General features: G+C 67.1%; 23 protein-coding genes. 12 read left to right on the forward strand and 11 right to left on the reverse strand.

What is annotated here, in order from left to right:
* Positions 1-3 precede the first annotated feature (3 nt).
* The 5 genes from K8612_RS12345 to K8612_RS12365 form a co-directional block, all read right to left on the reverse strand.
* Entirely contained in the window at positions 4-1,401 is a 1,398-nt protein-coding gene (locus tag K8612_RS12345) for a DUF2142 domain-containing protein (RefSeq protein WP_223762393.1), read from the reverse strand.
* 27 nt (positions 1,402-1,428) lie between these two features.
* The gene (locus K8612_RS12350; protein WP_223762394.1) at positions 1,429-1,839 is read right to left on the reverse strand and encodes a DUF2304 domain-containing protein; all 411 of its coding nucleotides are present in this window, start codon (positions 1,837-1,839) and stop codon (positions 1,429-1,431) included.
* A 5-nt stretch (positions 1,840-1,844) separates the two neighbouring features.
* Positions 1,845-2,543: a glycosyltransferase family 2 protein gene (locus tag K8612_RS12355; RefSeq protein WP_223741437.1), complete on the reverse strand. Its 699-nt coding sequence runs from the start codon at positions 2,541-2,543 to the stop codon at positions 1,845-1,847.
* Between the two features lie 292 nt (positions 2,544-2,835).
* On the reverse strand, positions 2,836-3,339 hold the full coding sequence (locus tag K8612_RS12360) for a hypothetical protein (RefSeq protein ID WP_223762395.1): 504 nt from the start codon (positions 3,337-3,339) through the stop codon (positions 2,836-2,838).
* Positions 3,329-4,966: a glycosyltransferase gene (locus tag K8612_RS12365; RefSeq protein WP_223741534.1), complete on the reverse strand. Its 1,638-nt coding sequence runs from the start codon at positions 4,964-4,966 to the stop codon at positions 3,329-3,331. The genes K8612_RS12360 and K8612_RS12365 overlap by 11 nt, the downstream gene beginning before the upstream one ends.
* A gap of 123 nt (positions 4,967-5,089) precedes the next feature.
* Between K8612_RS12365 and rfbB the strand changes: the two genes are divergently transcribed.
* The 5 genes from rfbB to K8612_RS12390 all read left to right on the forward strand — a co-directional run bounded on the left by rfbB (position 5,090) and on the right by K8612_RS12390 (position 9,722).
* On the forward strand, positions 5,090-6,115 hold the full coding sequence (rfbB, locus tag K8612_RS12370) for a dTDP-glucose 4,6-dehydratase (protein WP_223762507.1): 1,026 nt from the start codon (positions 5,090-5,092) through the stop codon (positions 6,113-6,115).
* 4 nt (positions 6,116-6,119) lie between these two features.
* Positions 6,120-7,019 (forward strand): SDR family oxidoreductase, encoded by a 900-nt coding sequence (locus K8612_RS12375; RefSeq protein WP_223762396.1) that lies wholly within the window; start codon positions 6,120-6,122, stop codon positions 7,017-7,019.
* A 71-nt stretch (positions 7,020-7,090) separates the two neighbouring features.
* Entirely contained in the window at positions 7,091-7,972 is an 882-nt protein-coding gene (gene rfbA / locus K8612_RS12380; protein WP_206793278.1) for a glucose-1-phosphate thymidylyltransferase RfbA, read from the forward strand.
* Entirely contained in the window at positions 7,969-8,514 is a 546-nt protein-coding gene (gene rfbC / locus K8612_RS12385) for a dTDP-4-dehydrorhamnose 3,5-epimerase (RefSeq protein WP_223741441.1), read from the forward strand. Before rfbA ends, rfbC begins: the two co-directional genes overlap by 4 nt.
* Positions 8,515-8,660: 146 nt before the next feature.
* Positions 8,661-9,722 carry a YihY/virulence factor BrkB family protein gene (locus tag K8612_RS12390; RefSeq protein ID WP_223762397.1) on the forward strand — a complete coding sequence of 354 codons (1,062 nt, stop codon included), beginning with the start codon at positions 8,661-8,663 and terminating at the stop codon, positions 9,720-9,722.
* 54 nt (positions 9,723-9,776) lie between these two features.
* Here K8612_RS12390 and K8612_RS12395 read toward each other — a convergent pair whose 3' ends face one another.
* From K8612_RS12395 to K8612_RS12405, 3 genes are read right to left on the reverse strand one after another with little or no spacing between them, the layout of a single operon-like run.
* Entirely contained in the window at positions 9,777-10,262 is a 486-nt protein-coding gene (locus K8612_RS12395; protein ID WP_223762398.1) for a hypothetical protein, read from the reverse strand.
* A gap of 48 nt (positions 10,263-10,310) precedes the next feature.
* Positions 10,311-10,931, reverse strand: coding sequence for a hypothetical protein (locus tag K8612_RS12400; RefSeq protein WP_223762399.1), 621 nt, complete (start codon positions 10,929-10,931; stop codon positions 10,311-10,313).
* Positions 10,932-10,954: 23 nt separating this feature from the next.
* Complete coding sequence (locus K8612_RS12405) at positions 10,955-11,461, reverse strand: helix-turn-helix domain-containing protein (RefSeq protein WP_223762400.1); 507 nt, start codon at positions 11,459-11,461, stop codon at positions 10,955-10,957.
* Between the two features lie 84 nt (positions 11,462-11,545).
* Here K8612_RS12405 and K8612_RS12410 point away from each other — a divergent pair, with 84 nt between their 5' ends.
* Positions 11,546-12,205, forward strand: coding sequence for a glutathione S-transferase family protein (locus K8612_RS12410; protein ID WP_223762401.1), 660 nt, complete (start codon positions 11,546-11,548; stop codon positions 12,203-12,205).
* A 134-nt stretch (positions 12,206-12,339) separates the two neighbouring features.
* Positions 12,340-13,281, forward strand: coding sequence for a serine/threonine-protein kinase (locus K8612_RS12415; RefSeq protein ID WP_223762402.1), 942 nt, complete (start codon positions 12,340-12,342; stop codon positions 13,279-13,281).
* Between the two features lie 30 nt (positions 13,282-13,311).
* Here K8612_RS12415 and K8612_RS12420 read toward each other — a convergent pair whose 3' ends face one another.
* Entirely contained in the window at positions 13,312-14,763 is a 1,452-nt protein-coding gene (locus K8612_RS12420; RefSeq protein WP_223762403.1) for a hypothetical protein, read from the reverse strand.
* Positions 14,764-14,895: 132 nt separating this feature from the next.
* Here K8612_RS12420 and K8612_RS12425 point away from each other — a divergent pair, with 132 nt between their 5' ends.
* Both K8612_RS12425 and K8612_RS12430 read left to right on the forward strand, forming a co-directional pair.
* Positions 14,896-15,741, forward strand: coding sequence for a DUF1837 domain-containing protein (locus K8612_RS12425; protein ID WP_223762404.1), 846 nt, complete (start codon positions 14,896-14,898; stop codon positions 15,739-15,741).
* Positions 15,738-17,855 (forward strand): DEAD/DEAH box helicase, encoded by a 2,118-nt coding sequence (locus tag K8612_RS12430; RefSeq protein ID WP_223762405.1) that lies wholly within the window; start codon positions 15,738-15,740, stop codon positions 17,853-17,855. Before K8612_RS12425 ends, K8612_RS12430 begins: the two co-directional genes overlap by 4 nt.
* A 121-nt stretch (positions 17,856-17,976) precedes the next feature.
* Here the strand turns inward: K8612_RS12430 and K8612_RS12435 are convergent, their stop codons facing one another.
* Positions 17,977-19,575, reverse strand: a complete 1,599-nt coding sequence (locus K8612_RS12435; protein ID WP_223762406.1) for an ABC-F family ATP-binding cassette domain-containing protein — start codon at positions 19,573-19,575, stop codon at positions 17,977-17,979.
* Between the two features lie 236 nt (positions 19,576-19,811).
* Between K8612_RS12435 and tgt the strand changes: the two genes are divergently transcribed.
* The 3 genes from tgt to K8612_RS12450 all read left to right on the forward strand — a co-directional run bounded on the left by tgt (position 19,812) and on the right by K8612_RS12450 (position 23,160).
* A complete protein-coding gene (tgt, locus tag K8612_RS12440) occupies positions 19,812-20,981 on the forward strand; it encodes a tRNA guanosine(34) transglycosylase Tgt (RefSeq protein WP_223741453.1) in 1,170 nt (389 codons plus the stop codon).
* A gap of 132 nt (positions 20,982-21,113) precedes the next feature.
* Positions 21,114-22,298, forward strand: a complete 1,185-nt coding sequence (locus tag K8612_RS12445) for a nuclease (protein WP_223762407.1) — start codon at positions 21,114-21,116, stop codon at positions 22,296-22,298.
* Between the two features lie 160 nt (positions 22,299-22,458).
* Positions 22,459-23,160 (forward strand): transglutaminase-like domain-containing protein, encoded by a 702-nt coding sequence (locus tag K8612_RS12450; protein ID WP_223762408.1) that lies wholly within the window; start codon positions 22,459-22,461, stop codon positions 23,158-23,160.
* Here the strand turns inward: K8612_RS12450 and K8612_RS12455 are convergent.
* Positions 23,132-23,713, reverse strand: a complete 582-nt coding sequence (locus K8612_RS12455) for a sugar O-acetyltransferase (RefSeq protein WP_223762409.1) — start codon at positions 23,711-23,713, stop codon at positions 23,132-23,134. The genes K8612_RS12450 and K8612_RS12455 overlap by 29 nt on opposite strands.
* Positions 23,714-23,796 lie beyond the last annotated feature (83 nt).

The raw sequence follows: 23,796 nt of genomic DNA on the forward strand, positions 1-23,796 counted from the left end.
CGCCTACGCCGGACCGTAGTAGCGCTGGTACACGGTGGTGAGCGTCACCACCGTGGTGAGCAGGATGAAGCCGGCGATGAGCACCGGCTTGAGGCGCGTCAGCGCGCGCGGTGCCCAGGTGGGCGGGGCCAGCGCCACCACCAGTAGCGGCGTGTAGGGCAACAGGTAGCGGCCCTGCACCCCGTCCACGTGGTTCGCGCCCGGCGCCGTCCACGCCAGGTACAGCATGGCCTGGATGGCCAGTACGCCCGCCACCGCCACCCCCAGCGCCACCGCGCGCTCGCGCCAGCCCACCTTCGGGGCGGCCCCGTCGGCGTCCAGCACCATCACCCCCAGGAGCAACGCGGCCAGCCCGAGGAGCGCGGGGCGGGGCATCGGCGTGTCCAGCCAGCCCAGCACGCCGCCGCCCTGGTGCAGGAAGTCCGGCAGCCGCGTCCAGAAGTCGCTCACCAGCACGCCCAGCACCTGGAAGGGGTGCGCGCGCACGTGGGCCACCTGCGCCACCACCTCGCTGGGGCGGAAGATGTCCCGCACCGTGGCGGACCACGCGAACTGGAGCAGCGCGGGCACGGCGACGATGGCGGCCAGCGCCAGGGCATAGCGGCCGCGCGTCCCCAGCCGGGTGAGCGGCAGCAGCAGGAACACCAGCGTCAGCGGCAGGTAGGCCTGCTTGCACAGCGCCACGAACACCGCGCTCGCCAGCAGCAGGCCCAGTTGCTTCGCGCCCAGCGGCCCCGGGTGCGCGAAGGTGAAATGCAGCGACAGCGCCACCAGCAGCAGGCACGCCGACATCGTGATGGGGTCCGCGGACACGGACGCGCGCTGGAAGAGCACCATGGGCGTGAGCGCCAGCAGCGCGAAGGCCCACCGCTGGAAGGGCATCAGGCGCAGCGCCACCGCGGTGAGCACCAGCGCCACCAGCACGTTGCCCAGCCGGCCCGCCCACAGCACCACCACCGGGGGCGCCTCCAGGATCCGCGCGGGCGCCATGCCCAGCGACTGCGGGAAGTAGACCAGCGGGAAGTAGATGGCGGACGCGGCGAAGCGCCACTCCTGGGTGTCCTGGGGCGCCAGCGCCGCGTGCATCGCGTCGCGCAGGCGCTGCCGGTCCTGGCGCGCCGCGGGGTTGCCGCCCACGCCCTCGGACACCTCCTGCGCCACCCGCACGATGCTGCGCGGGAGCTGCCCGCCCGCGTCACCCACCGGGATGCGCGTGGCCGTGAGCTGCCCCTCGGAGACCTGGTACGCGCGGTAGAAGTGCGCCGGCTCGTCCGCCACCTGGAACGGCGGGGTGAGGAAGCTCAACACCGCGCCCAGCACCGCGGCCACGACGAGGAAGGCCACGACGGGCGCGATGAAGAACGGACGCAGCGGGGACGGGGACGGAGCAGACGGAAGCATGGAGGACGGAGGGGGCCCGGTGGGCCCTCAGGCGGCGTGCGGGTCGCGCCGGGCTGCGGCGGCGGGGGGGACGGCTTCGGGACGGGGCTGCGCGCGCGCGGCGCGCTCGGCCTCCGCGGAGGTGAGCAGGGCGACCTCCTGGGCCAGCCGCTTGAGCTGCTGGCGCTGATCCGCCACCTGGAGGCTCAGCCGGTACACCAGCCACATGAGGCACGACAGGGCGATGAAGAAGAGGGCGGACGGGGCGTAGTAGATGCCCATGGCCGCGGCCAGCGCGTCGATGCCGTGGCGCCACAGCGACAGGCCCGCGATGGCCGCCGCCACCAGCAGCCACGCGAAGGTGTGCCGCTCGCTGGTGCGCCGGCCCCGGGCCGACCACAGGACGCTGAAGGCGAAGACGGCCGCGAAGGCCACGCCGATGAGGCTGGAGCGAAGCATGGGCATCAGACGGGACGGACCCGCTCCATGAGCAGGGCGAAGGACACCTTCGCCATGTAGAAGGCCGACTTCCACGGCGTCAGCGAGCTGGTGCCGGTGAGGCGCGGCCGCATGCGCACCGGCACCTCCGCGATGGCGAAGCCCTGGCGCGCCGCCATCAGCACGCTCTCCGGCTCCGGGTAGTCATGCGGGTGGACGCGCGCGAAGAAGCGGATCGCCTGCGGACCGAAGCCCCGGAAGCCGGAGGTGGGGTCGGTGATGCGGTGGCGGCTCAGCGTGGACAGCAGGCCCGCCAGGAACCGGTTGCCGAAGCGGCGCAGCCGCGTGGAGCGGAAGCTGGTGACGCCCGCGAAGCGGCTGCCGATGACCAGCTCCACGCCCGACTGGAGCGCCTCGCGCAGCGCGGGCACGGACGCCGGGTCATGCTGGCCGTCGCCGTCCATGCGGATGACGTGGTCGTACCCGTTGCGGGACGCGAACAGCAGGCCGCTGGCCTCGCCCGCGGCGACGCCCAGGTTGAAGGGATGGCTGAGCACCCGCGCCCCGCAGTCCCGCGCGCGCTGCGCCGTGGCGTCGCGCGAGCCGTCGTCCACCACGAGCACGTCGAACTCCGGCAGCGCCTCGCGCAGCTCCGCCACCGTCGAGCCGATGCACTCCTCTTCGTTGAAGGCCAGCAACACGATGAGGCCCCGTCGGGTGTCCATTCAGCCCCCTCCTGCGTCGTCCGGGCCTTCTACCGTTACCCGGCACGCGCGAACAACCCGCTACGCCCGGTTCTCCAACACTCGCGCAATGAAGATACCCGCGTCCTCCAGCCTCAGGCCCCGGGCCAGCGCTCCCAGCCCCTGGCCCGCCAGGGAGACGAGCGGCCGGGGGAGCCTGCGCAGGGCGCGCGCCCGGTCCGCCAGGCTGTCGGCCTCGAAGTCCAGGCCCCCGAAGGTGTCCCTGACGCTTCCGCGCGTCCCCCGTCACGTGGCCGCCCGGCTCCCAGGCCGGTCAGCGGCCCCGGCGCCGCGAGGGCGCGCGGCGCGGCGGCTCCTTCGGGGGCTCCTGTGGAGTGGGAGGCAGGCGCGACAGCAACTGCTCCAACTGGCGCTCCACCTCCTGGCGCCACAGGGACTGCGTGCGCGCCTGGACGCGCTGGTGCTCGTGGATGAGCGCGAGCGCGTCCAGGATGGCCTCGTTGAACTCCACCTGCCGCCGGAGCGCCTCGTTGATGAAGGGCTGGAACGCCAGCCGGAAGGCGCGCTTGGCCATCACCAGCGCGGGCCCCACCAGGGGCCGGTGGGATGAAGGCGGATCCGCGTAGCGCGCGTCCCGCTTCAGCCGCGCGCCCTCCAGGAACGGGGGCCACGCGGCGTTGATGGCCGGGGCCTGGGTGGCGGCGAGGCGCCGGCGCAGCGCCTCCACCTTCTCGGGCTCCGGCGTGGGCAGCCGCGCCAGGGACTCCAGCACCGCCTCCACCGTGGGGTCGCGGGTGATGAGGTCCTCAGCGCGCATGCGGGTGTCCTCCCACGTCCAGCTCCCTCGCCAGCTCCGCCGCGAGCGACACCAGGTCGCGCCCCGGGGTGAGCTCCCACAGCTTCTTTCCCAGGACCTGCTTGACGCCCGCGTCCGGCGCGCGGCGGGCCTCCCAGACGCCCGCGACGCACGCCTCCGGCGGCAGCCGCGACACGGTCCTCCGGGCGACCTCCTCCCCGGCGCCCGCGAACAGCAGCGGCCCGGAGGCGCACCGCACGCCCGTCTCCAGCGACGACGACGGCGGGCTGACCCCCTCCAACCCGAAGGAGGGCTCGTCCGGCGTGAAGCGCCGCACCCGCGTCACGCCCTCGTGCTCGTCGCGCGGAGCCAACTGGAGGGGCAGCACCTGCCGGCGCACCGTCCACAGGCTCGCGTCCGGCAGCCGGTCCACCACCGCGCGCGCCAGCCGGGACATGGGCGCGTCCGGCGCGGCGTCGAAGCCCGGGCACACGACGGTGGCGGCGGGTCCGGCGGGAGGGCGGGCGTGGGGCGCGGCTCCCTGGAGGAAGGGCGTGAGCGCCTCGCGCACGCGCTGGGCCACGGCCTGCTGGTCCAGGGACGCCAGGCGCTGGCGCTGCGCCTCCACCACCCGCGAGCGCAGGGCGGGGTCGCGCTCCAGCACCGCCAGCAGCCCCGCCACCTGCGCGGGGTCGTCCGACAGGGTGGTGAGGCCCGCGCCGCCCATGGTCTCCGGCACCGCCGCGGCGCCGTAGGCCACCACCGGCACGCCCCGGTACATGGCCTCCAGCAGCGGCACGCCGAAGCCCTCGTGGCGGCTCATGGAGAGGTACGCGGTGGCGGAGGCGAAGCACGCGGACAACTGGGCGGCGTCCACCCGCCCCAGGAACACCACGCGATCCGGGCCCAGTTGCTCGCGCAGCGCCAGCACGGACGCGTCATAGGGCGCGCTGCTGTAGAGCGTCCCCGCCACCAGCAGCCGGCTCCGGGGCTGGTACAGGCGCTGGTAGGCGGTGAAGACGCGCAGCACGTCCTCCAGCCGCTTGCTGGGCACGGTGCGGCCCACGAAGAGCACGTTGGCGCACCCGTCCGCCATCTGCTCGCGCAGGGCCGCGTCCGGCGCCACGTTGAACGCGTTCCAGTCCACCGCGAAGGGCAGGACGCTCGCGTCCGGGTAGCCCGCGGCGGACAGCTCCTCCACGCTGAAGTGCGAGTAGGCCCAGGCGTGCGTCACGTGCTCGCGGAGCTGGAGCAGCTCCTCGCGCGCCAGCATGCAGCCGCGGGCGACGTGGCGGTCCGTGCCCTCGAAGAACCGCTCGGGCGTGACGTTGTGGTACAGCAGCGCCTTGCGCCCCTTGGCCTTGGCCACCAGCGGCACCAGCCTCGACTCGAAGCTGTGGTGGACGAGCAGCGCGGTGTCCCGGCCCGCGTCGCGGGCGTAGTCCAGGGCGGGGCGCACCTCGTCGCGGCACGCCTCGTCCCACTGCTCCGCGTAGATCTCCGACGCGTACCCCCACCCGCGCAGCAGGTCGCGCAGGTAGCGCACCTGGTTGCCCACGGCGTCGCCCCAGGCCAGCCGCGGCACGAGCTGGTGGACCGCTCCGGCGCTCGAGGACGCGGTCCCTCGCTTGCTGTTCCAGAGGCTCACGTTGGGCAAGGCATTTACCCCTGGCCCGGACCGGCCACAAGTGGTCGCGCGCTTGCCTTGACGGGGATCCGTCCCTCCGCTACGGAGGGCGCTTTCTCCCGACGTACGAGTGGTGGCGTGTCAATGAACGTCCTGGTGACAGGGGGCTGCGGCTTCATCGGCTCCAACCTGGTGAAGTACCTCCGCCGCGAGCGGCCCGACTGGAAGATCATCAACCTCGACAAGCTCACGTACGCGGGCAACCTCGAGACCCTCGCCGACCTGGAAGGCGACCCGAAGCACGTCTTCGTGCGCGGCGACATCGGCAACCGGGAGCTGGTGGAGCACCTGCTCGTCCAGCACGGCGTCGACGCCGTGATGCACCTGGCGGCCGAGAGCCACGTGGACCGCTCCATCCTGGGCCCGGAGGTGTTCATCAACACCAACGTGCTGGGCACCCAGCAGCTCCTGGAGGCCTGCCGCGCCCGGGGCGTGAAGCGCTTCCTGATGGTCTCCACCGACGAGGTCTACGGCTCGCTGGGCCCCACGGGCGCCTTCACGGAGACCTCTCCGCTGCAGCCCTCCAGCCCGTACTCCGCCTCCAAGACGTCCTCGGACCTCATCGCGCTGGCCTACCACCACACGTTCAAGATGGACGTGGTGGTGACGCGCTGCTCGAACAACTACGGCCGCTACCAGTTCCCGGAGAAGCTCATCCCGCTGATGGTGGTGAACGCGCTGCACGACAAGCCGCTGCCCGTCTACGGCGACGGCGCCAACGTGCGCGACTGGCTCCACGTGGAGGACCACTGCCAGGGCCTGCTGGTGGCGCTGGAGAAGGGCCGTGCGGGCGAGGTCTACAACATCGGCGGCGGCTCCGAGCGGCGCAACATCGAGATCGTCAAGGGCATCCTGGGCCTCTTGAAGAAGCCCGAGTCGCTCATCCAGTACGTGGCGGACCGGCCCGGCCATGACCGGCGCTACGCCATCGACCCCACGAAGATCCGCACGGAGCTGGGCTATCAGCCGAAGCACACCTTCGAGCAGGGGCTGGCGGAGACGGTGACCTGGTACATGGAGAACCGCGCCTGGTGGGAGCGCGTCACCAGCGGCGCCTACCGCCAGTACTTCGACACCCAGTACAAGGCCCGTCTGCAGGGGCGGGGTTAGCGCCATGCGCTTCGTCGTCACGGGGGCCAACGGCCTGGTGGGCAGCCGCGTCTGCGCGCAGTTGACCGAGCGCGGACACGAAGTCGTGGGCCTGGGGCGCGGGCCCCGGCGCACGGGGGGCACGCACGGCTACGTGGAGGTGGACCTCACGCGCGAGCAGGACGTGGCCTCGGCCATCGCCCAGGCCCGTCCGGAGGCCATCATCCACCCCGCCTCCATGACGGAGGTGGACGCGTGTGAGAAGGACCCGGACGCGGCCTACGCGGCGAACGTCCACGCCACCGCGGCGGTGGCCCGCGCGGCGAAGGCGGCGGGCGCGCACCTGGTGCACGTCTCCACGGACTACGTCTTCGACGGGGACGCGGGGCCTTATTCGGAGGACGCGCTGCCCAACCCGCGCGGCGTCTACGCGCTGACCAAGCACATGGCGGAGCAGGCGGCGCGCGTCTTCGTGCCGGGCTGCGCCATCGCGCGCACCGCGGTGGTGTACGGCTGGCCCGCGGCGGGGCGCCCCAACTTCGGGGCCTGGCTGGTGGGGGCGCTGGAGAAGGGCCAGCCGGTGAAGCTCTTCGAGGACCAGGTGGTGTCCCCCAGCTTCGCGGACAGCGTGGCCGCCATGCTGGTGGAGCTGGGCGAGCGGCGGCTCGGCGGCGTGTGGAACACCTGCGGCGGCACGGTCATCGACCGGGTGGGCTTCGGCCGGGCGCTCTGCGAGGTGTTCGGCTTCGACGCGTCGCTCATCACCCCCACGCGGATGGCGGACCTGAAGCTGGCCAGCCCCCGCCCGCTGCGAAGCGGCCTCAAGACGGACAAGGTTCGTACGGAGCTGAAGGCCCAACCGCTGGAGCTGGCGGAGTCCCTGGCGCGCTTCCACGCGGCCTGGAAGGCGCACCGCGCCGGTTGAGCATCCGCGCGTGGCGGCCGGGCCGCGCGCATCCGTTTCGCGGCCGCGCCGTGGAACACAGGGGAGCACGCATGAAGGGAATCATTCTGGCCGGGGGTTCGGGCACGCGCCTGTACCCGCTGACGCGCGTGGTGAGCAAGCAACTGCTGCCCGTCTACGACAAGCCGATGATCTACTACCCGCTGACGACGCTGATGCTGGCGGGCATCCGGGAGATCCTCGTCATCTCCACGCCGCAGGACCTGCCGCGCTTCCGCGAGCTGCTGGGCGACGGGGAGCAGTGGGGCATCCGCCTCCAGTACGCCGAGCAGCCGCGCCCGGAGGGCCTGGCGCAGGCGTTCGTCATCGGCCGGGACTTCGTGGGCAAGGATCCGGTGTCGCTCATCCTGGGTGACAACATCTTCTACGGCCACGGCATGGGGGAGCTCACGCAGCGCGCGTCGAAGCGCACGCAGGGCGCCACGGTGTTCGGCTACTACGTGAAGGATCCGGAGCGCTACGGCGTGGTGGAGCTCAACGCCCAGCACAAGGCCGTCAGCATCGAGGAGAAGCCGGCGAAGCCCAAGTCGCACTACGCCGTCACGGGCCTGTACTTCTACGACAACCAGGTCATCGACATCGCGGCGAACCTCAAGCCGGGCAAGCGCGGCGAGTACGAAATCACCGACGTCAACGCGGAGTACCTGCGCCGCGGCCAGCTCAACGTGGAGCTGATGGGACGCGGCTATGCGTGGCTGGACACCGGCACGCACGAGTCGCTGATGCAGGCCTCCAACTACATCGAGATCATCGAGCGCCGTCAGGGCCTCAAGGTGGCCTGTCCGGAGGAGATCGCCTTCCGCATGGGCTACATCGACGAGCAGCGGCTGACGGCGCTGGCGGAGCCCATGCGCAAGAACGAATACGGCCAGTACCTGTTGGACCTGGTGGAGAAGCGGGGGGCGGTGTCGTGAAGGTCACCCCGCTGGCGATTCCGGACGTCCTGCTCATCGAGCCGAAGGTGTTCGGCGACGACCGGGGCTTCTTCCTCGAGTCCTTCCACGCGAAGCGCTACGCGGACGTGGGCGTCGTGGGACCGTTCGTGCAGGACAACCTGTCGCGCTCGGTGAAGGGCACGCTGCGAGGGCTGCACTTCCAGGAGCCGAACGCGCAGGGCAAGCTGGTGCAGTGCCTGGCGGGCGCGGTGTGGGACGTGGCGGTGGACATCCGCAAGGGGTCGCCCACGTTCGGCCGCTGGGTGGCCGCGGAGCTGACGGGCGAGAACAAGCACCAGCTCTGGGTGCCGGCGGGCTTCGCGCACGGGTTCTGCGTGGTGAGCGACTCGGCGGACTTCTTCTACAAGTGCACGGCGCTGTACTCCCCGGAGTCCGAGCGCAGCGTGGTCTGGAATGATCCGGACCTGGCCATCCCCTGGCCCGTGAAGGAGCCCCTGCTCTCGCCCAAGGATCAGCGCGCGCCCCGGCTGAAGGACGCGCCCGTGCTGCCCGTCTTCTGACGTGAAAGGCGGCCGGGCAGGCGTGGCGTGGGGGGCTTGCCATTCCTCTCCTCCTGCGCGGTGAGCAGGCAGGGGGGCGGGCCTCGTCCCGGGGGTGGAAGCCAGCCGGGGGATGGAATGCCCAATCTCCTCCAAGGAGGAGACGCATGGTCCTGCCCGGCAGGGGAATGAGTTGGAAGGAGTTCTTCAAATCCCTCAAGGACGAGTGGGGGCGCGACAACGTGGGCAACGTCGCGGGGGCGCTGACGTTCCAGAGCATCCTCGCGCTCTTCCCGTTCTTGCTGTTCCTCGTGTCGCTCGCGGGCGTGCTGATTGATCCGCACCAGGCGCAGCAGCTCATCCAGGAGCTGTCGAAGGTGGCGCCGCAGGAGGTGACGAAGATCCTCGGCGAGCGCCTGGAGGCGCTGGCGAGCAGCAATCCGGTGGGGCTCCTGACCATCGGTGGCGTGGGCGCCATCTGGGCGGCGTCGGGCGGTGTGGTGGCGCTGATGGAGGCGCTCAACACGGTCTACGGCGTGACGGAGAAGCGCCCGTTCTGGAAGAAGCGCGGCATCGCGCTCCTGACGACGCTGGGGACGGCGGTGACGGTGGTGCTGGCGGCGCTGGTCGCCATCGTGACGCCGGCCATCGCGAACAAGCTGGGCGAGCCGTTCACCAGCATCGTGCTGTGGCTGCGCATGCCGGTGGCGGGCCTGCTGATGATGCTGCTCCTGGCGGTGCTGTACTACGTGCTGCCGGACGTGAAGCAGAAGTTCAAGTTCATCACCCCGGGGTCGGTGGTGAGCGTGATCATCTGGGTCATCGCCTCGTGGGGCTTCTCGAAGTACGTGTCGAACTTCGGCTCGTATGACGTGAACTACGGCGCCATCGGCGGTGTCATCGTGATGCTGCTGTGGATGCAGATCTCCTGCATGGTCGTGCTGCTGGGCGCGGAGATCAACGGCATCCTCGAGCACAAGTCGCCGGAAGGGAAGTCGCCGGGCGCGCGAGACCCGAACGCGCCGGGACCGAACGTGACGAAGTCGGAGGCGGAGGAGCGGGGCGCGAGCCTGCCCGGCGCCACGGACTTCCGTCCCATCCCGCCCGAGCCGCGTTACGAGAGCCGCCCGGTGGCGCTGAGCAAGACGCCGCTGGCCGCCGCGGCGAAGTGGGCGGCGGGCGTGGGCCTGGGCGTGTTCCTGATGCGCCGCAGGTCCGCCGCGCGGTAGGCCGTGTCGTCCATCTGCGGGCGGTCCTCGAAAGGGGGCCGCCCGTCGTCATTTTCACGGCAGGGGGGAGGTGACGTAGTCCACCCCGTCGGAGTGGCAGCCGTGACAGGTCGAGTGGGCGCGGCCGTAGTAGTTCCGGGTGTAGTCGGGCCCGAAGCCCTCGTAGAAGATCCAGGTGTCCTTGCCGGGGCCTTCCGAGACCTTCACGTCCAGCGCGTGACCCCGGAGCGTCTTCCCGTCGTCCTCGAAGAGCTCCTTCACCAGGATGCTGCCCACGGGATGCGTGGCGTTGCCGTCGCGCAGCGAACGCGCGACGACGTCGTTGAAGAACACGCGGACCTTGCTGCCATGGGGCGCGCGTGTGTCGTGGACCGAGGGCTCCGCGAGCCAGGAGGTGTACTGGCCCGAGCGGACGAAGGCGGTGATGCCGGTCTCGGACGTGTCGATGCCCTGGACGACGCCGAGGCCCTCGTCCACGGAGGAGGAGGGGCCGCAGGCGGCGGCGAACAGGACCATGAGCGGCAGCAGGTGGGCGCGCATGGCCAGGACTACGCAGGGGGCGAGGGGGCGGTTACAGCAGGGCCCGGCTCAGCGCGGCGCGTAGTTGTGGCTCAGTTCGAAGACGAGCGTCTTCACGATGGGCGGGATGGAGAGCTCGATGCGGCCCCGGTTCAGGTCGCCGTGGGTGACCTGGTAGGAGAGGCCGCCGAACTCGTCATCGAAGGTGTAGTTGTCGTTGTCGAAGATGGAGATTTCGAGCGGGTAGCGCAGCAGGTTGGAGGTGATGATCTGGCAGCCGCCGGAGCGCCATTCGGGATCCCAGCTCTCGCTTTCCTCGGTGCGGGTGCGTTCGGGAGCGGAGGGGCAGTTCATCTCCACGACGACGTCCGGCGGGGAGCCGTCGGAGTCCCAGTCCTCGCCCGTGTCCGGGTCGACGTCCGCGATGGTGGCGTACCGGGGCTGGATGAAGGTGCGCATCACGCCCACGTAGCAGGTGTGCTGGTCGAGCCGGCAGACACTGCCCTCCGCGCAGGGTTCACAGACGCTGCCATCGGGGCCGCATTCCGAGTCGCTCCGGAACGAGATGCACTCGTTGAACGAGGAGCAGCACCCATCCGCGCAGTTCTCCGGGGTGCAGTCGTAGGGACCGCAGGCGGGGAGCCACAGCGCGCACATCAGGATGAACAGCCAACCGCCGAGGACTTTCATGAGCGCGGTGAACGCTACCCGCTTCAGGGCCTTCCGTCCCGGGCCTTGCGTGCGATGGCTTTCTCGTAGGTGGCCTGAAGCTCCCGGAACACCGAGCGGGGAGGGCGCGGCGCGTCCAGGTGCAGGTGACGCAACTCCTTCATGAACGCGTCCCAGAGGGGCGGGCCGCCCTTTTCAAGCAGCTCCGCGCGCACCGAAAGCTCCTCGGTCACCTGCGTGTGCCGGCGGCCCCAGGCGCCCATGTGCGCGAGCAGGGGCACCAATTGGATGGACGCCTCCGTGAGGCTGTAGATGCCCTTCTGCTGGTGGTTCGGATCCGGGCGGCGCGACAGCAGCCCGGACGCGGTCAGGCGCTTCAGCCGGTCCGCGAGGATGTTGGAGGCGATGCCCTCCTCGCTCCGTGAAAGCAGGTCGCCGTAGCTGCGCCGGTTCCCGAACATGACGTCGCGGATGACGATCAGGCTCCAGCGGTCGCCGAGCTGTTCGAGCGTCAGGTTGATGGGGCAGCCGGAGCGCCCTGTCTGCGGCATGGCCGTGCTCCTGGGGTTGCTGCTTGCAGTATGCAAGGGGTCGAAATACGGTTCAACTCGTTGTGAAACACAAGGGGTCGGACGATGTCGCTCGCGGTCTACGGTCACTACTTCTCTTCGTACACGCAGAAGGTGCTCATCGCGCTGTATGAGAACGGAACGCCCTTCGAGTTTCGAAGCATCAGCCCGGAGACGCCGGAGCACTCAGCCGAGTGGCTGCGCCGCTGGCCGCTGCGCAAGTTCCCGCTGCTGGTGGACGGTGACCGTCAGGTCGTCGAGACGAGCATCATCATCGAGTACCTCCAGCTCAAGCATCCCGGGCCGGTGCGCCTGCTGCCCGAGGATCCGATGGCCGCGCTGGACGTGCGGTTCCTCGACCGGTTCTTCGACCTGCACGTCATGAACGCGGCCCAGCACGCCGTGGACGGGGCGTTGACGGGGGACCCGGTGAAGCGCCAGGACGGGATGAAGCTGGCGGTGGAGAAGCTGGAGCGCGCCTACGGCTGGATTGAAGGGCAGTTGGGGGGCAGTATCTGGGCGGCGGGCAACGACTTCACGTTGGCGGACTGTGCGGCGGCGCCGTCGCTGTTCTACGCGGACTGGACGCACCGGATTCCCGAGTCGTGCCCCCAACTGCGCGCCTATCGCGCGAGGTTGCTCGCGCGTCCGTCGGTGGCCCGCGCGGTGGACGGGGGCCGGCCGTATCGGCATCTCTTCCCGCTGGGAGCGCCAGACCGCGATTGAGCGCGGGTCAGGGCCGACGGGAACTGCTGCGGAAGCATGCGGCCTGATTACGACCCATCCGGTGTCTCAACACGCCGGTGCGGTACATGCCCCAGGAAGCGATACCGTGGCATGGTCTGCTATGCATACGCCCCGTGACATCCCAAGTCGGCAAATACCAGCGCATCCGCCTGCTCGCTGAAGGCATCATCGAGGACTATCTGGCCAGGGCCGACGGTCCGCAGGGCATCGAGAAGACGCTGGTGCTCCAATGCCTCCGCACGGACATGGCCGAGCAGGTGGATTTCCCGGAGATCTTCCTAGACACGGCGAGAAGCGCCGCCCGGCTCACGCACCCGCACCTCGTGAAGGCCTTCGACGTGGGTGAGGCGGACGGCACGTACTTCCTCGCCAGGGAGCACATCGACGGGCCCAGCCTGCGCAGGGTGATCCAACACCTGGTGGCTCAGCGGATGACCCTGGCGGCGACTCTATGCGCGCGCATCATCTCGCAAGCCTGCGAGGGGCTCGCCTATGCCCATGACCTCACCGACCCGAAAACGCACGAGCCGCTGAGGCTCATCCACCGACACATCAGGGCGTACAATATCCTCCTGTCGCGCCAGGGGACGACCCAGGTGGTGGACTTCGGCATCGACGATTTCCGCGATCGATGGGCTCCCCGACACCTCATCCCTAACCTGAGCAAGTACAGGTACATGGCGACCGAGGAGGCCAGGGGCGTGCCGGTGGATCGGCGGGTGGACGTATACGCGCTCGGTGTGGCGCTCTACGAGTTGCTCACCACGCGCAGGCCCTTTGATTCCACGCCCGACGGGGGCTTGTTTCAGGCCGCCTTGTTCGAACCCATCGTGCCCGCCGAGCAGTACCGGCCAGACCTGCCCGATTCCCTTCGAGCCATTCTCGCCCGGGCGCTCGCGAAGGAGCGGGAGCAGCGCTACCCGGACTGCCACGCGTTCCGGAAGGGCCTGGAGGACTTCATCCTCTCGGAAGGGGAGCCGGTGACTTCGCGGCAGTTGGCCCGGTTCGTCCAGCAGGTCACCGCGAGCGACGATTCCATCCCTCGCCCGTCATGAGCTGATCGAAGACGGGGGGCGCGGTTCGCGCTACTCCACCGTGAGCAGGAACTGGGCGGATGCTGGATGGCCCGTCACCGCGAGGACGCGAGACTCCTCTTTGTCCCATTGCCACGCTTTGCCTTGCGACTGCCAGGAGCAGGGCTCGACGGTGATGGTCAGCGGTCCTGAGCCCTCGCTCCGGGGCTTGAAGGTCACCTCCAGCTCCGCAGTGGCACCGCTCTCCAGTCCGGCGGTAACCCCCACGAGGTTCACGCGGTGCTCCTCCACCATCGGGAGCGGCTGGCAGCGATACCGCACGCTCACGTCCACCACGCGAGCGCCAAGGAGCACTCCAGACACGCGGATCCGCACCGCCTCGCAAGCGGTCCCATCATTGCGCACCGTCGCCCGCCACGTCTCGGTCACGGGCGAGGACACGGTCAGCGGCGCCGAGGAGTGCTCGGTCCAGTGGATTGCGGGCATCTTGTAGCCCACGTGCATGAGCGGCGCGCCCGGGCTCACCTGACGGTTCGAGGCGTGGATGCGCAAGGGCTGTCCGGGCTCAGCGGTGAGCAGGAAAAGCGCGTCACTGTCCTCGGCGCCCACCCACCACTGGTCAGGCCCTGCGGGCGTCACGGACACGAAGGTGGGCCATTCCCCCGCGAGCGTTTCCAGCACCTGGAGCCCGGGCAGGGACACCAGGAGGACCTTGTCCTGCACAAAGTGGAGCGCCCGCTCCGAGTCGAGAACGCACACCCCTTTACCGCCCCAGGTCAGTTCAACGTCATCTTCGTCCTCATCCTCATCGTTGGACGGGAGGGAGCCGAGCAGGGGGCCGTCGAGCGCGAAGTGGAGGAGCGCCGTCTGCCGGTAGTTGATGACGAGCAGGAGAAGCACGCCGTGGGGAGTGGCCTGGGCCCGCCAGATGTCCTGCTCACTGCCCGGCTCCACCTGGAGCGCTCCCTCCGGTTGAGCCGCCCCCGGGCGGAGCACGTAGACGCGGCCTCGTCCCTTCTCCACGACGGTGATGCCAAAGGGGCTCGTGTCGAGGAACGCCCCATCGGGAGACTGACGAGGGGGACTTCCCTCGGAATACCCGTACCCATGCGTAGCTCTTACGGGCTTGGGCAAGGCCACCGGCTCCCACTGCGGCCCGGACGCATCGGTCATGAAGAGGGTGGCCAACTTGAGGGCACCGTCCACCACCGTTCCAATGAGCCGGCCCCCATCGGTGATGAGATCGAAGCACTCCCTGGGAAGAGCCTGGACGGAAGCGCTCGCATCGGTGCCCACGGAGAAGACACGCCGATCCCCACTGCCCACCCAGACGTCCGCTGACTCATTGAGCGCGGCGAGCACCACGGGCGCGGACAGAGGATTCGGAACGTCTCCACTGACTTCCCGGAGCACACCTTCGGCTCCGTGGAACACGATGAGCCGATGCGGCCTGAGATCGAACAGCCACTGCCCACGGGCCATAAGACGGCGTCTCGGGTACATGGTTCTGCATCATACCCGCTGACGCATCGCTTGATGCTGCCTTGGGTTAGACGGGGGCGGTAGTAGGCCTCATCTCCTCATTGCAGAGGCAAGCGTGTGAAGCTGACGCCGATCGTCTAGAGTGCCTACGCTATGACTGTAAAGTACCCTGATCCATTCTTAGAGGTGAGAGTTGAGCATCTTGAGCTTCCTCTTCCGTTAACCGGCCTATGTGCCGGATACGAAGGAGGGCAATGGCGAAGTGCTCGTCTAGCAGACCACTTGTTCCAGTGGCTTCCATATGCCGCGCTCAACCAGGAACATCAGCTTTCATTTGGGCCGCACAATTTTGTCGAAATGCTAAGACTTGCGGCTGCTCACATCTACAACTCACAGAAGACTGAGAGCAGAGGAGAGTTAGGCGAACTGCTTCTCCACCTTGCCTGTGTTTTGCATTTCGGAGCTGTGCCGGTGCTGTGTAAGTTGATTCTGAAGAGTTCGTCGAACGACACCGTGAAGGGGTTTGATGGCGTTCACGTTGTTGCCAAAACGGACGGTTTTGAATTGTGGCTCGGAGAGTCAAAATTCTACACCGACGCAAAGATGGCTATTCGTGATGCAGTGGAGTCAGTCAAGAGCCATATCTTGCCGAGTTTCCTCACGGCTGAAAAAGCAATGGTCTTTGGTCATGTGGGGCAAGGCATTCCTCACCGAGAAGCTGTTTTGCAACTATTTAAGTCACAAACATCGGGGGATAAGCTTCTGAAATTGGCCGTTTTCCCAGTGTTGGTCGCTTACGAGAGCGTGTCTGTTGCGAGCTTTGCTGAAGTTTCGGCGGAATATGTCAATAGGCTTGCTGAGGAGGTTGCTGGCTTGAGGGCATATTTTGCTGAGAAGACGCAGGGGTTGACGCTGCGGTTTCAGCTTGTTTTTGTTCCCCTGGGAAAGAAGAAGGATGTTGTTGATAGTTTTGATAGAAAGCTGGTGCCCTTCCTATGAGCATTGTTGAGCGCCTTCGCAAGCTTGAGTCGGCCGATTCGCTTACGTCAAACGACGTGTTTGATGCAATTTTTGCGGCTGGCTCCATTTTGAGTGGCGCTGATCGAGAGGCAGACAGCGCGCTCGAAATTGCAATAAGGCTACTTGAAGCCCGTCGAAAGGGGCAGTTGCCAGAAGGCTGTGAGGAAGCGGTTGAGTACTTGGCGGAAGAGTGTGGGCTTTATCCCTATGTTGACCCAAAGCATTTCGGGCACTTGACCAGATCGGTAATTGAAGCACATGCAATAGATCTCCGCGGGAAGGTCTATTTGCATTCAAAGCAGATGCAGGTTCTGTTGTGGCTGCTGTCTGGCGACAATGTTATACTCAGCGCCCCGACGAGTTTTGGGAAGAGTTTGTTGGTTGATGCTTTGCTGGCACGCTCGCGCCCGCATACCGTTGTGATGATTCTTCCGACAATTGCGTTGATTGATGAGGCTAGGCGGAGGTTGGCCGCAACGTTTGGTGAGTCGTATTTTGTCATCACCTCTGTGTCTGATGTGTATGATGGCGAGCGCCCAACAATCTTTGTGCTCACTCAGGAGCGGTTTCTTCAGCGCGATGATGTTGGCGATATTGATTTGCTTTTCATTGATGAGTTTTATAAGCTTGATCCTGATCGGCAGGATGGTCGCTATGAGACGCTAAATCTCGCTCTCTATAAGGCGCTGCCGCGAGCTCGCCAGTGCTTTATGGCTGGGCCTCACATTCAGACTATCGAGCTTGGGGAAAAGTGGGCGGGCAATTTCAGGTTTGTGAAAACTGACTACAGGACTGTGACTGTAAATATCATTGACAGAAGGGCTGGGGGCGAGAGGTTGGCGGTCTTTCTGTCGGATATTTCTGCTGTGGAAGGCCAGAGTTCACTGGTGTTTACTGCGTCGCCTGCTTCGGCCGAAACGCTCATGGGCGATATGTTGCAGCATGGAGTTAGTTATTTGTCGAGCTTTTCCAGTCTGCTCGGCGATTGGGTTGAACGCAATTATCATATGGGTTGGATAGTGGCCGAGGGGTGTCGACATGGTGTTGTTGTTCATCATGGTCGAGTGCCGAGAGCGCTGGGACAGTTATTTGTTCAATTGTTTGACCGTGGTGATATAAAAATTCTGATTTGCACTTCCACTTTGATTGAGGGGGTGAATACTTCGGCGGCAAATGTGTTCGTTTATGACAAAAAGATAAGTCGTACTGATTTTGATTTCTTTTCATTTGCGAATATTCGTGGCCGTGTTGGTCGGATGATGCGTCACTTTGTGGGTAATGCTTATCTGTATCATGAGCCGCCTAGCGAGGTTGAAACCCGTGTTGATGTTCCTGTGCTCTCAGATCCAGGGTTGTCGACTGATTTTCTTGTAATGAATGTTGAGTCCGAGGAGTTGTCGCCCATAGGGAGGGAACGGCAGAGAAGTTTGCCGATCTCGACAGGCTTATCGGAATCCGTCTTGCGCGAACATGGGGGGATGGGGGTTGAATTGCTTGTTGATGTGTTTGAGCGAGTAAAGGAAGTTTTGCGCACAGATCCCGGGAAGCTCATTTGGGTGAGGCTTCCTAGTTTTGATCAGCGTAGAGTGATTGCTGAGCTTGCTTTGCGTGTCACTCATGGGCGAAAGCAGCCTTCGGGTCTTCATTCTGGGCCGAGGGTGTCGTGGGCGTGGTCTCAGCTGCAGAAGCTGAATTCATTCTCGGCGTTCTTGAGTTGGTTTGTGACGACGTTTCATTCGGCGGAGACGGAAAAAGGGCTGGATGCGGCATTCCAGTTCTTGCAGGCATGCGAGTTTGCCTTCCCTCGGGCGATTGCCGCTATTGAGGCCCTGGTTATGCAAGTTGTCCCGCATGCGCAGGTGTCTTATGGTTTGTTTATTGCTGGTATGGAAAACTGGTTTCGGCCATCTTGGATGAAAGAGCTTGATGAGGCCGGCATACCGATTCCGCTAGCAGAACGGCTGCGAATGTTTATCGGACAGGTTGATGGTAAGAGCGAGGCTCTGAGTAGGTTGAAGGGGTTGGACTTGTCTGGTATTTCCGGACTGGATGCTGTGGACTTGTATGTGCTCAGGAGTGCGCTGGGTTCGTAGATTGGTGGATGTTGACTGTTTGATTCGTACGCCAGCGACTTGCCACAGCACGAAAACGCCGCCTCGCTTCCGGAGGACCGGAAACGGGCGGCGTTTGCACTGCCTCGAATGACTGTGCCGACTACCGGCGCTTCAGCGCCGCGTCCGCGTGCTTCTCCATGAACTCGGAGTAGGGGCCGTTGAAGTCGAGCACGTCCTTGCCCGCCTCCAGGCTCCAGATGCGGGTCGCGACCTCGGAGATGAGCTCCTGGTCGTGGGTCACGCAGATGACCGTGCCTTCGAACTTCGCCAGGCCTTCCGCCAGCGCCGCGATGGACTCCAGGTCCAGGTGGTTCGTCGGCTCGTCCAGGATGAGCACGTTGTCCTGCATGATCATCAGCTTGGACAACAGCACGCGCACCGTCTCACCACCGGAGAGCGTGTCCGTCGCCTTCATCCGCTCTTCACCCGAGAAGAGCATCCGGCCCAACACGCCGGAGATCTCCTCGTTCGTCAGCTTCTCGCTGATCTCCCGGAGGTAGCCGAAGCACGTCGTCCCCTTGTGGATGACGCCGTGGTGGTCCTGCGGCAGGTAGCCCACCGTCGCCTGGTGGCCCCAGGTGATGGTCCCCGCGTCCGGCTCCAACTGGTTGGCCAGCATCTTCACCAGCGTGGACTTGCCCACGGCGTTGCGGCCAATCACGCAGATGCGCTCGCCCTTGCAGACCAGGCCCGTGAACGGCTTGATGACCTGCTGCCCGTCGAAGGACTTCTTCAGTCCCTCGAACATCAGCGTCTGCCGCCCGCTCACCACCTTCTGGTCGAACCGGATGAACGGCCGCGCGATGTTCGAGCGCTTCAGGTCCTCCGTCTTCAGCTTGTCGATCTGCTTGATGCGGCTCTGCACCTGCGACGCGCGCGTACCGGCGTGGAAGCGCGCCACGAAATCCTGCAACTGGGCGATCTTCTTCTTCTTCTCCGCCGTCTCGGACTCGACCCGGGTGCGCAACTGCGACTTCTGCCGGACCATGTCGTCGTAACCACCCGTGTACTGGATGATGGTCTCGTAATCGATGTCCGCGATGTGCGTGCAGATGCTGTTCAGGAAGTGCCGGTCGTGGCTGATGGTGATCAGCACGCCCTCGTACACATGGAGGAAGTTCTCCAGCCAGCGGATGGAGTCGATGTCCAGGTTGTTCGTGGGCTCGTCGAGCAGCAGCCCGTCCGGCTTGCCGAACAGCGCCTGCGCGAGCAGCACGCGCAGCTTCAGGCCGCCCGTCAACTGGCGCATGGGCTCTTCGTGGAAGGACTCCTCGATGCCCAGGCCGGCCAGCAGCGTGGCCGCGTCGCTCTCCGCCGAATAGCCGTCCTCTTCCGCGATGACGCCTTCCAGCTCACCCAGCCGGTTGCCGTCCTCCTCGGTGATGTCCGACTTGGCGAGCAGCTTGTTCTTCTCGTCCATCGCCGCCCACAGGTGGCGGTTGCCCATCAACACCACGTCGATGACGCGGTCATTCTCGTAGCGGAAGTGGTCCTGGCGCAGGATGCCCAGCTTGCGCGGGCGGATGATCTCGCCCGTGTCCTGCTCCTCGTCTCCCGCGAGGATCTTCATGAACGTGGACTTGCCGGCCCCGTTCGGACCGGTCAGGCCGTAGCGGCGGCCCGGCGAGAAGGCGACGTTGACCTCCTCGAAAAGCTTCTTGGGCCCATAGGCCTTGGAGACGTTGATGACGTTGAACATGGCGGCGGCTTGTAACGGAAATGGCGCGGCGACCCAAGACGCGCGGTGAATCGGTAACGGAAGGACCCAATGTAACCGCCCGCCCGCCCCGGAAATGCCGCCTTCCCACCCCCCGCCCCCGGGTGCAGGTAGGGAAACCGGCGTCCCCGAGGGAGGTGCGGTCCCCAGGTGACCAGGCGGGCGTCCCCAGGAAGCGGGTGCCCCCGGACGGGCGGGCTGGGTATAAGGCCCGTCCAATGGCCGTCCGCTTCGAACTCCTGAACACCGACCCCACCGGCGCCCGCACGGGCATCCTCCACACCCGCAAGGGGTCCTTCCCCACGCCGATGTTCATGCCGGTGGCCACCCACGCCGGCTTCCGCCACCTCGCCATGGAGGAGGTGAAGGAGACGGGGGCCAAGGTCCTCCTCGCCAACACCTACCACCTCATGCTCCGGCCCGGCCCGGAGGTGTTCGAGCGCTTCGGCGGCATCCACCCCTTCATGGGCTGGGACGGCGCCGTGCTCACGGACTCGGGCGGGTTTCAAATCTTCTCCCTGCCGGAGGACCGGCTCATCACGGAGAAGGGCGCGCACTTCCGCAGCTTCTACGACAACAGCCGCCGCCTCCTCAGCCCCGAGTCCAGCATCGCCATGCAGCAGGCGATCAACTCGGAGATCATGATGGTGCTGGACGTGTGCATCGACTCGCGCACGGACGAGGCCGGCACCCGCGAGGCCATGGAGCGCACCCACCGCTGGGCCGTGCGCAGCCTCGCCGCGAAGGAGGCGAAGCCCACGGGCCAGGCGCTGTTCGGCATCGTCCAGGGCGGCGTCCACCCGGCCTTGCGCGACGAGAGCGCCGCGTTCCTCACGAAGCTGCCCTTCGACGGGTTCGCCATCGGCGGGCTGGCCGTGGGCGAGACGAAGGTGGAGCGCGACACGATGACCGAGCGCGCCACCGCGTCCCTGCCGCAGGACAAGCCGCGCTACCTGATGGGCGTGGGCACCCCCACGGACCTGCTGGAGGCGGTGCTGCGCGGCGTGGACATGTTCGACTGCATCATCCCTACCAAGATGGCGCAGCAGGGGTACGCGTACACGTTCCAGGGACTGGTGCGCATCACCCGCACCGCGTACCGCCTGGAGGACGGGCCGCTCGACCCCGAGTGCGACTGCTACGTGTGCAAGAAGTACACGCGCGGCTACCTGCAGCACCTGATGCGCGGCAAGCACCACCTGGGCTCGCGCTTCCTGTCCGTGCACAACGTGCGGCACTACCAGCGGCTCATGGAGCGCGTGCGCGAGGGCATCCTGCGCAACGGCTATGCGCAGACGTACCGCGAGTTGAAGGCCGCCATCGCCACGCCCAAGGACCTGAAAGACGAGGCCGCGGCCAGCGCCGCGACGCTGAAGGACGTGGGCTGAAGTCCGGGCGCGTGGCCCGCCGGCCGCCCTCCGGCCGGGTTGTGACGGGCGCCACGCGAACAGCGGTGCGCGGGGACGTGGCGGGTTAGCCTGCGGTGCCCGGGCCGTGTTGCCCGGCGCCCTCTCCGCCGCATGGACCCGCGCGTCGCCACCCTCCTGAGTCACGTCCGCGCGAACGCGGAGAACCGGCCCGGCGTGTACCGGTTCTTCGGTCCCGCCGGGGAGCTGCTCTACGTGGGCAAGTCCGTGCGGGTGCGCACGCGGCTGTTGTCGTACTTCCGCGCGGACGAGGGCGAGAAGGCCTGGGAGATCGTCGCCCAGGCGCACCAGGTGGAGTGGGAGTACACGGCCAGCGAGTTCGCGGCGCTCCTGCATGAGTTCCGCCTCATCAAGAGCCACCGGCCCCTCTACAACGTGGAGCACAAGCGCGACCGCGCGCACTGCTTCCTCCAGCTCACGCGAGAGGCCGTGCCCCGGCTGCGCGTGGTGGGCCAGCCCGGCGGCGGCGGGAGCGCGGAGTACTTCGGGCCCTTCCACGGCCGGCACACCATGGCGGACGTGGTGCGCGCGGTGAACGACCTGCTGGAGCTGCGCGACTGCCCGTCGGAGACGCCCATGCGGCTGGCGGATCAGATCCAGCTCTTCCCGCTGAAGGATGATCCGCGGTGCATGCGCGGACAGACGGCGCGGTGCCTCTCGCCGTGCGCGGGCGGGTGCACGACGGCGGAGTACCTGGCGCAGGTCGCGCTGGCTCGGGCGTTTCTCAACGGCGAGTCGGACCGGCCGCTCGTCATCCTGCGTGAGCGCATGGCGATGGCGGCGCGGCGGCTCCAGTTCGAATACGCGGCGGAGCTGCGCGACCGCGCGGAGCGGCTGGAGAACGTGCAGGCGTGGATCGTCGAGCTGGGGCGCACGCTGCGGCGGCTGTCGCTGATCTACACGGCGCGCGGATATGACGGTGAGGACCGCACGTATGTCCTCAGGCGGGGGCGGATCCGCGCGGAGGTCCCCACGCCCCGGACGCTGGAGGAGCAGGCGGCGCTGGACGCGCGCGTGCGGGCCATCTTCGACGTGCCGGAGCCGGAGGCGATTGGCCTCCGCGCGCAGGAGGCCCAGGAGGTGATGCTGGTCGCGAAGTGGTTTCGCCTGCATCCGGACGAACTGGATGCGACGGTGCCTCCTCCGGCGCGGGCCGGGAGCGATGAGCCCTTCGAAGAGGCGGCGGAGGCACGGGCTGCGCTCGCTCGCACGTTGGAGCGCACCGTGGAGGGGCCGGAGGAACCAGAGCCCGAGGGTGCCGCTGAGCCGGCGGGGTGATGACGCCGGACATCACCCCGCGCACGGCTGTCATCAGGGGCGCGGACCTGCGCTGAGGAGGTCAGGCTGGAAAGACAGGGGTTTGGCGTTCGCCCCGGGCGCTGGCACGCGCCGTGCTGAAGTGACAGGCATCCCCGCTGTTCCTTCGAGGCCCTGTCCCATGGCGATCTCCTCCCTGCGTCCGTCCTCCAGCCCGTGCGCGAAGCCCTCTCCCGAAGCCGCGCAGGCCCCGCGGAACGTCGTGGTGAAGGTCGTCAACCCGGATGGCTCGCACGTGAAGACGGTGGACTCCGCGAAGCAGCCCCAGGAGTTCGCGAAGCTGCTGAAGGACATGGGCCTGACGAAGGAGGCCCTGCTGAAGGGCGAGGGCGCGAAGAGCCACTGTCCGAAGCCCACCGGCTCGCAGAGCTTCCAGAACAACTGGAACCGCGACAGCTTCGAGCCGTCCAAGGCGCAGGGCGCGAAGGGCCCGTCCTCTGGCAAGAGCGCGGATGCGGTGGCCCAGGACATCGCGAAGGAGGCCACGTCCTGGAAGTATGACTATTCGGGCGGCAAGTCGTGGGATGCCGCCATGAAGAACGCCGGCAACTTCGACGCGTCCAAGTCCGGCGTCTGCGTGGACATGGCCATCGAGGCCGAGCAGCGCTTCGAGCAGGCCGGCGTGGACGCGCAGGTCGTCTTCGGCAATACGGACCAGGGCCTTCATGCGTGGGTGGAGTTCAAGGACGACAAGGGCCAGTTCCAGGCCTTCGACCCCACCGCCGCGGCCTGCACCAAGAAGGCCGACGACGCCATCACCCCGTATGACGGCGGCGCCTACAAGTACCAGGGCGTCACGGAGACCCACCAGGCCGTGGGCTGAGGTTCCGGATGACGCGACAGGGATTGCCGGCGGCGAAGACATACGGGGGGATGTCCCGCGTCACCACGCTCCCCGCGCCGATGGTGGTCCCCTCGCCGATGGTGACGCCCGGGCAGATGATGGACCCGCCGCCAATCCACACCTTGGCGCCGATGGTGATGGCGCGGCCCAGCTCCGGACCCTTGATGCGCTCATCCGGATCCAGGGGATGCGTGGCCGCGTACACCTGCACGCCCGGGCCGAAGGACACGTCGTCGCCAATCGTCACCGTGTTGCAGTCCAGGATGACGCAGTTGAAGTTCATGAAGACGCGCTCACCCAGCCGGATGTGCTCGCCGTAGTCGCAGAGGAACGGCGGTTCGATCCACGTCCCGGCGCCCACCTTGCCCAGAAGCTCGGCGAGCAGGCTCTCCCGCAGCGGCAGTGCGTCCTCGGTGGACTGGTTGTAGGCGCGCAGGAGCTTCCGGGCGCGGATCCGCTCGGCCACCAGTTGCGGGTCGGTGGCGCTGTACAGCTCGCCCGCGAGCATCTTCTCTTTCTCGGTTCGTGCCATGCCCTGAAGGTTAGTCATCCGTTCTCCTGGATGGTGAACAGCCCGCCTCCCGGCTGCGCGGACACGGGTGACACCGGACGGCG

It is taken from the genome of Corallococcus sp. AS-1-6 (genome assembly GCF_020037015.1).
Classification (GTDB): Bacteria; Myxococcota; Myxococcia; order Myxococcales; family Myxococcaceae; genus Corallococcus.

Coding starts and splice junctions, on each gene's coding strand:
- K8612_RS12345 (WP_223762393.1), bottom strand. CDS start 1,401: ATGCTTCCGTCTGCTCCGTCCCCGTCCCCGCTGCGTCCGTTCTTCATC.
- K8612_RS12350 (WP_223762394.1), bottom strand. CDS start 1,839: ATGCTTCGCTCCAGCCTCATCGGCGTGGCCTTCGCGGCCGTCTTCGCC.
- K8612_RS12355 (WP_223741437.1), bottom strand. CDS start 2,543: ATGGACACCCGACGGGGCCTCATCGTGTTGCTGGCCTTCAACGAAGAG.
- K8612_RS12360 (WP_223762395.1), bottom strand. CDS start 3,339: ATGCGCGCTGAGGACCTCATCACCCGCGACCCCACGGTGGAGGCGGTG.
- rfbB (WP_223762507.1), top strand. CDS start 5,090: ATGAACGTCCTGGTGACAGGGGGCTGCGGCTTCATCGGCTCCAACCTG.
- K8612_RS12375 (WP_223762396.1), top strand. CDS start 6,120: ATGCGCTTCGTCGTCACGGGGGCCAACGGCCTGGTGGGCAGCCGCGTC.
- rfbA (WP_206793278.1), top strand. CDS start 7,091: ATGAAGGGAATCATTCTGGCCGGGGGTTCGGGCACGCGCCTGTACCCG.
- K8612_RS12390 (WP_223762397.1), top strand. CDS start 8,661: ATGGTCCTGCCCGGCAGGGGAATGAGTTGGAAGGAGTTCTTCAAATCC.
- K8612_RS12395 (WP_223762398.1), bottom strand. CDS start 10,262: ATGCGCGCCCACCTGCTGCCGCTCATGGTCCTGTTCGCCGCCGCCTGC.
- K8612_RS12400 (WP_223762399.1), bottom strand. CDS start 10,931: ATGAAAGTCCTCGGCGGTTGGCTGTTCATCCTGATGTGCGCGCTGTGG.
- K8612_RS12405 (WP_223762400.1), bottom strand. CDS start 11,461: ATGCCGCAGACAGGGCGCTCCGGCTGCCCCATCAACCTGACGCTCGAA.
- K8612_RS12410 (WP_223762401.1), top strand. CDS start 11,546: ATGTCGCTCGCGGTCTACGGTCACTACTTCTCTTCGTACACGCAGAAG.
- K8612_RS12420 (WP_223762403.1), bottom strand. CDS start 14,763: ATGTACCCGAGACGCCGTCTTATGGCCCGTGGGCAGTGGCTGTTCGAT.
- K8612_RS12425 (WP_223762404.1), top strand. CDS start 14,896: ATGACTGTAAAGTACCCTGATCCATTCTTAGAGGTGAGAGTTGAGCAT.
- K8612_RS12430 (WP_223762405.1), top strand. CDS start 15,738: ATGAGCATTGTTGAGCGCCTTCGCAAGCTTGAGTCGGCCGATTCGCTT.
- K8612_RS12435 (WP_223762406.1), bottom strand. CDS start 19,575: ATGTTCAACGTCATCAACGTCTCCAAGGCCTATGGGCCCAAGAAGCTT.
- tgt (WP_223741453.1), top strand. CDS start 19,812: ATGGCCGTCCGCTTCGAACTCCTGAACACCGACCCCACCGGCGCCCGC.
- K8612_RS12445 (WP_223762407.1), top strand. CDS start 21,114: ATGGACCCGCGCGTCGCCACCCTCCTGAGTCACGTCCGCGCGAACGCG.
- K8612_RS12450 (WP_223762408.1), top strand. CDS start 22,459: ATGGCGATCTCCTCCCTGCGTCCGTCCTCCAGCCCGTGCGCGAAGCCC.
- K8612_RS12455 (WP_223762409.1), bottom strand. CDS start 23,713: ATGGCACGAACCGAGAAAGAGAAGATGCTCGCGGGCGAGCTGTACAGC.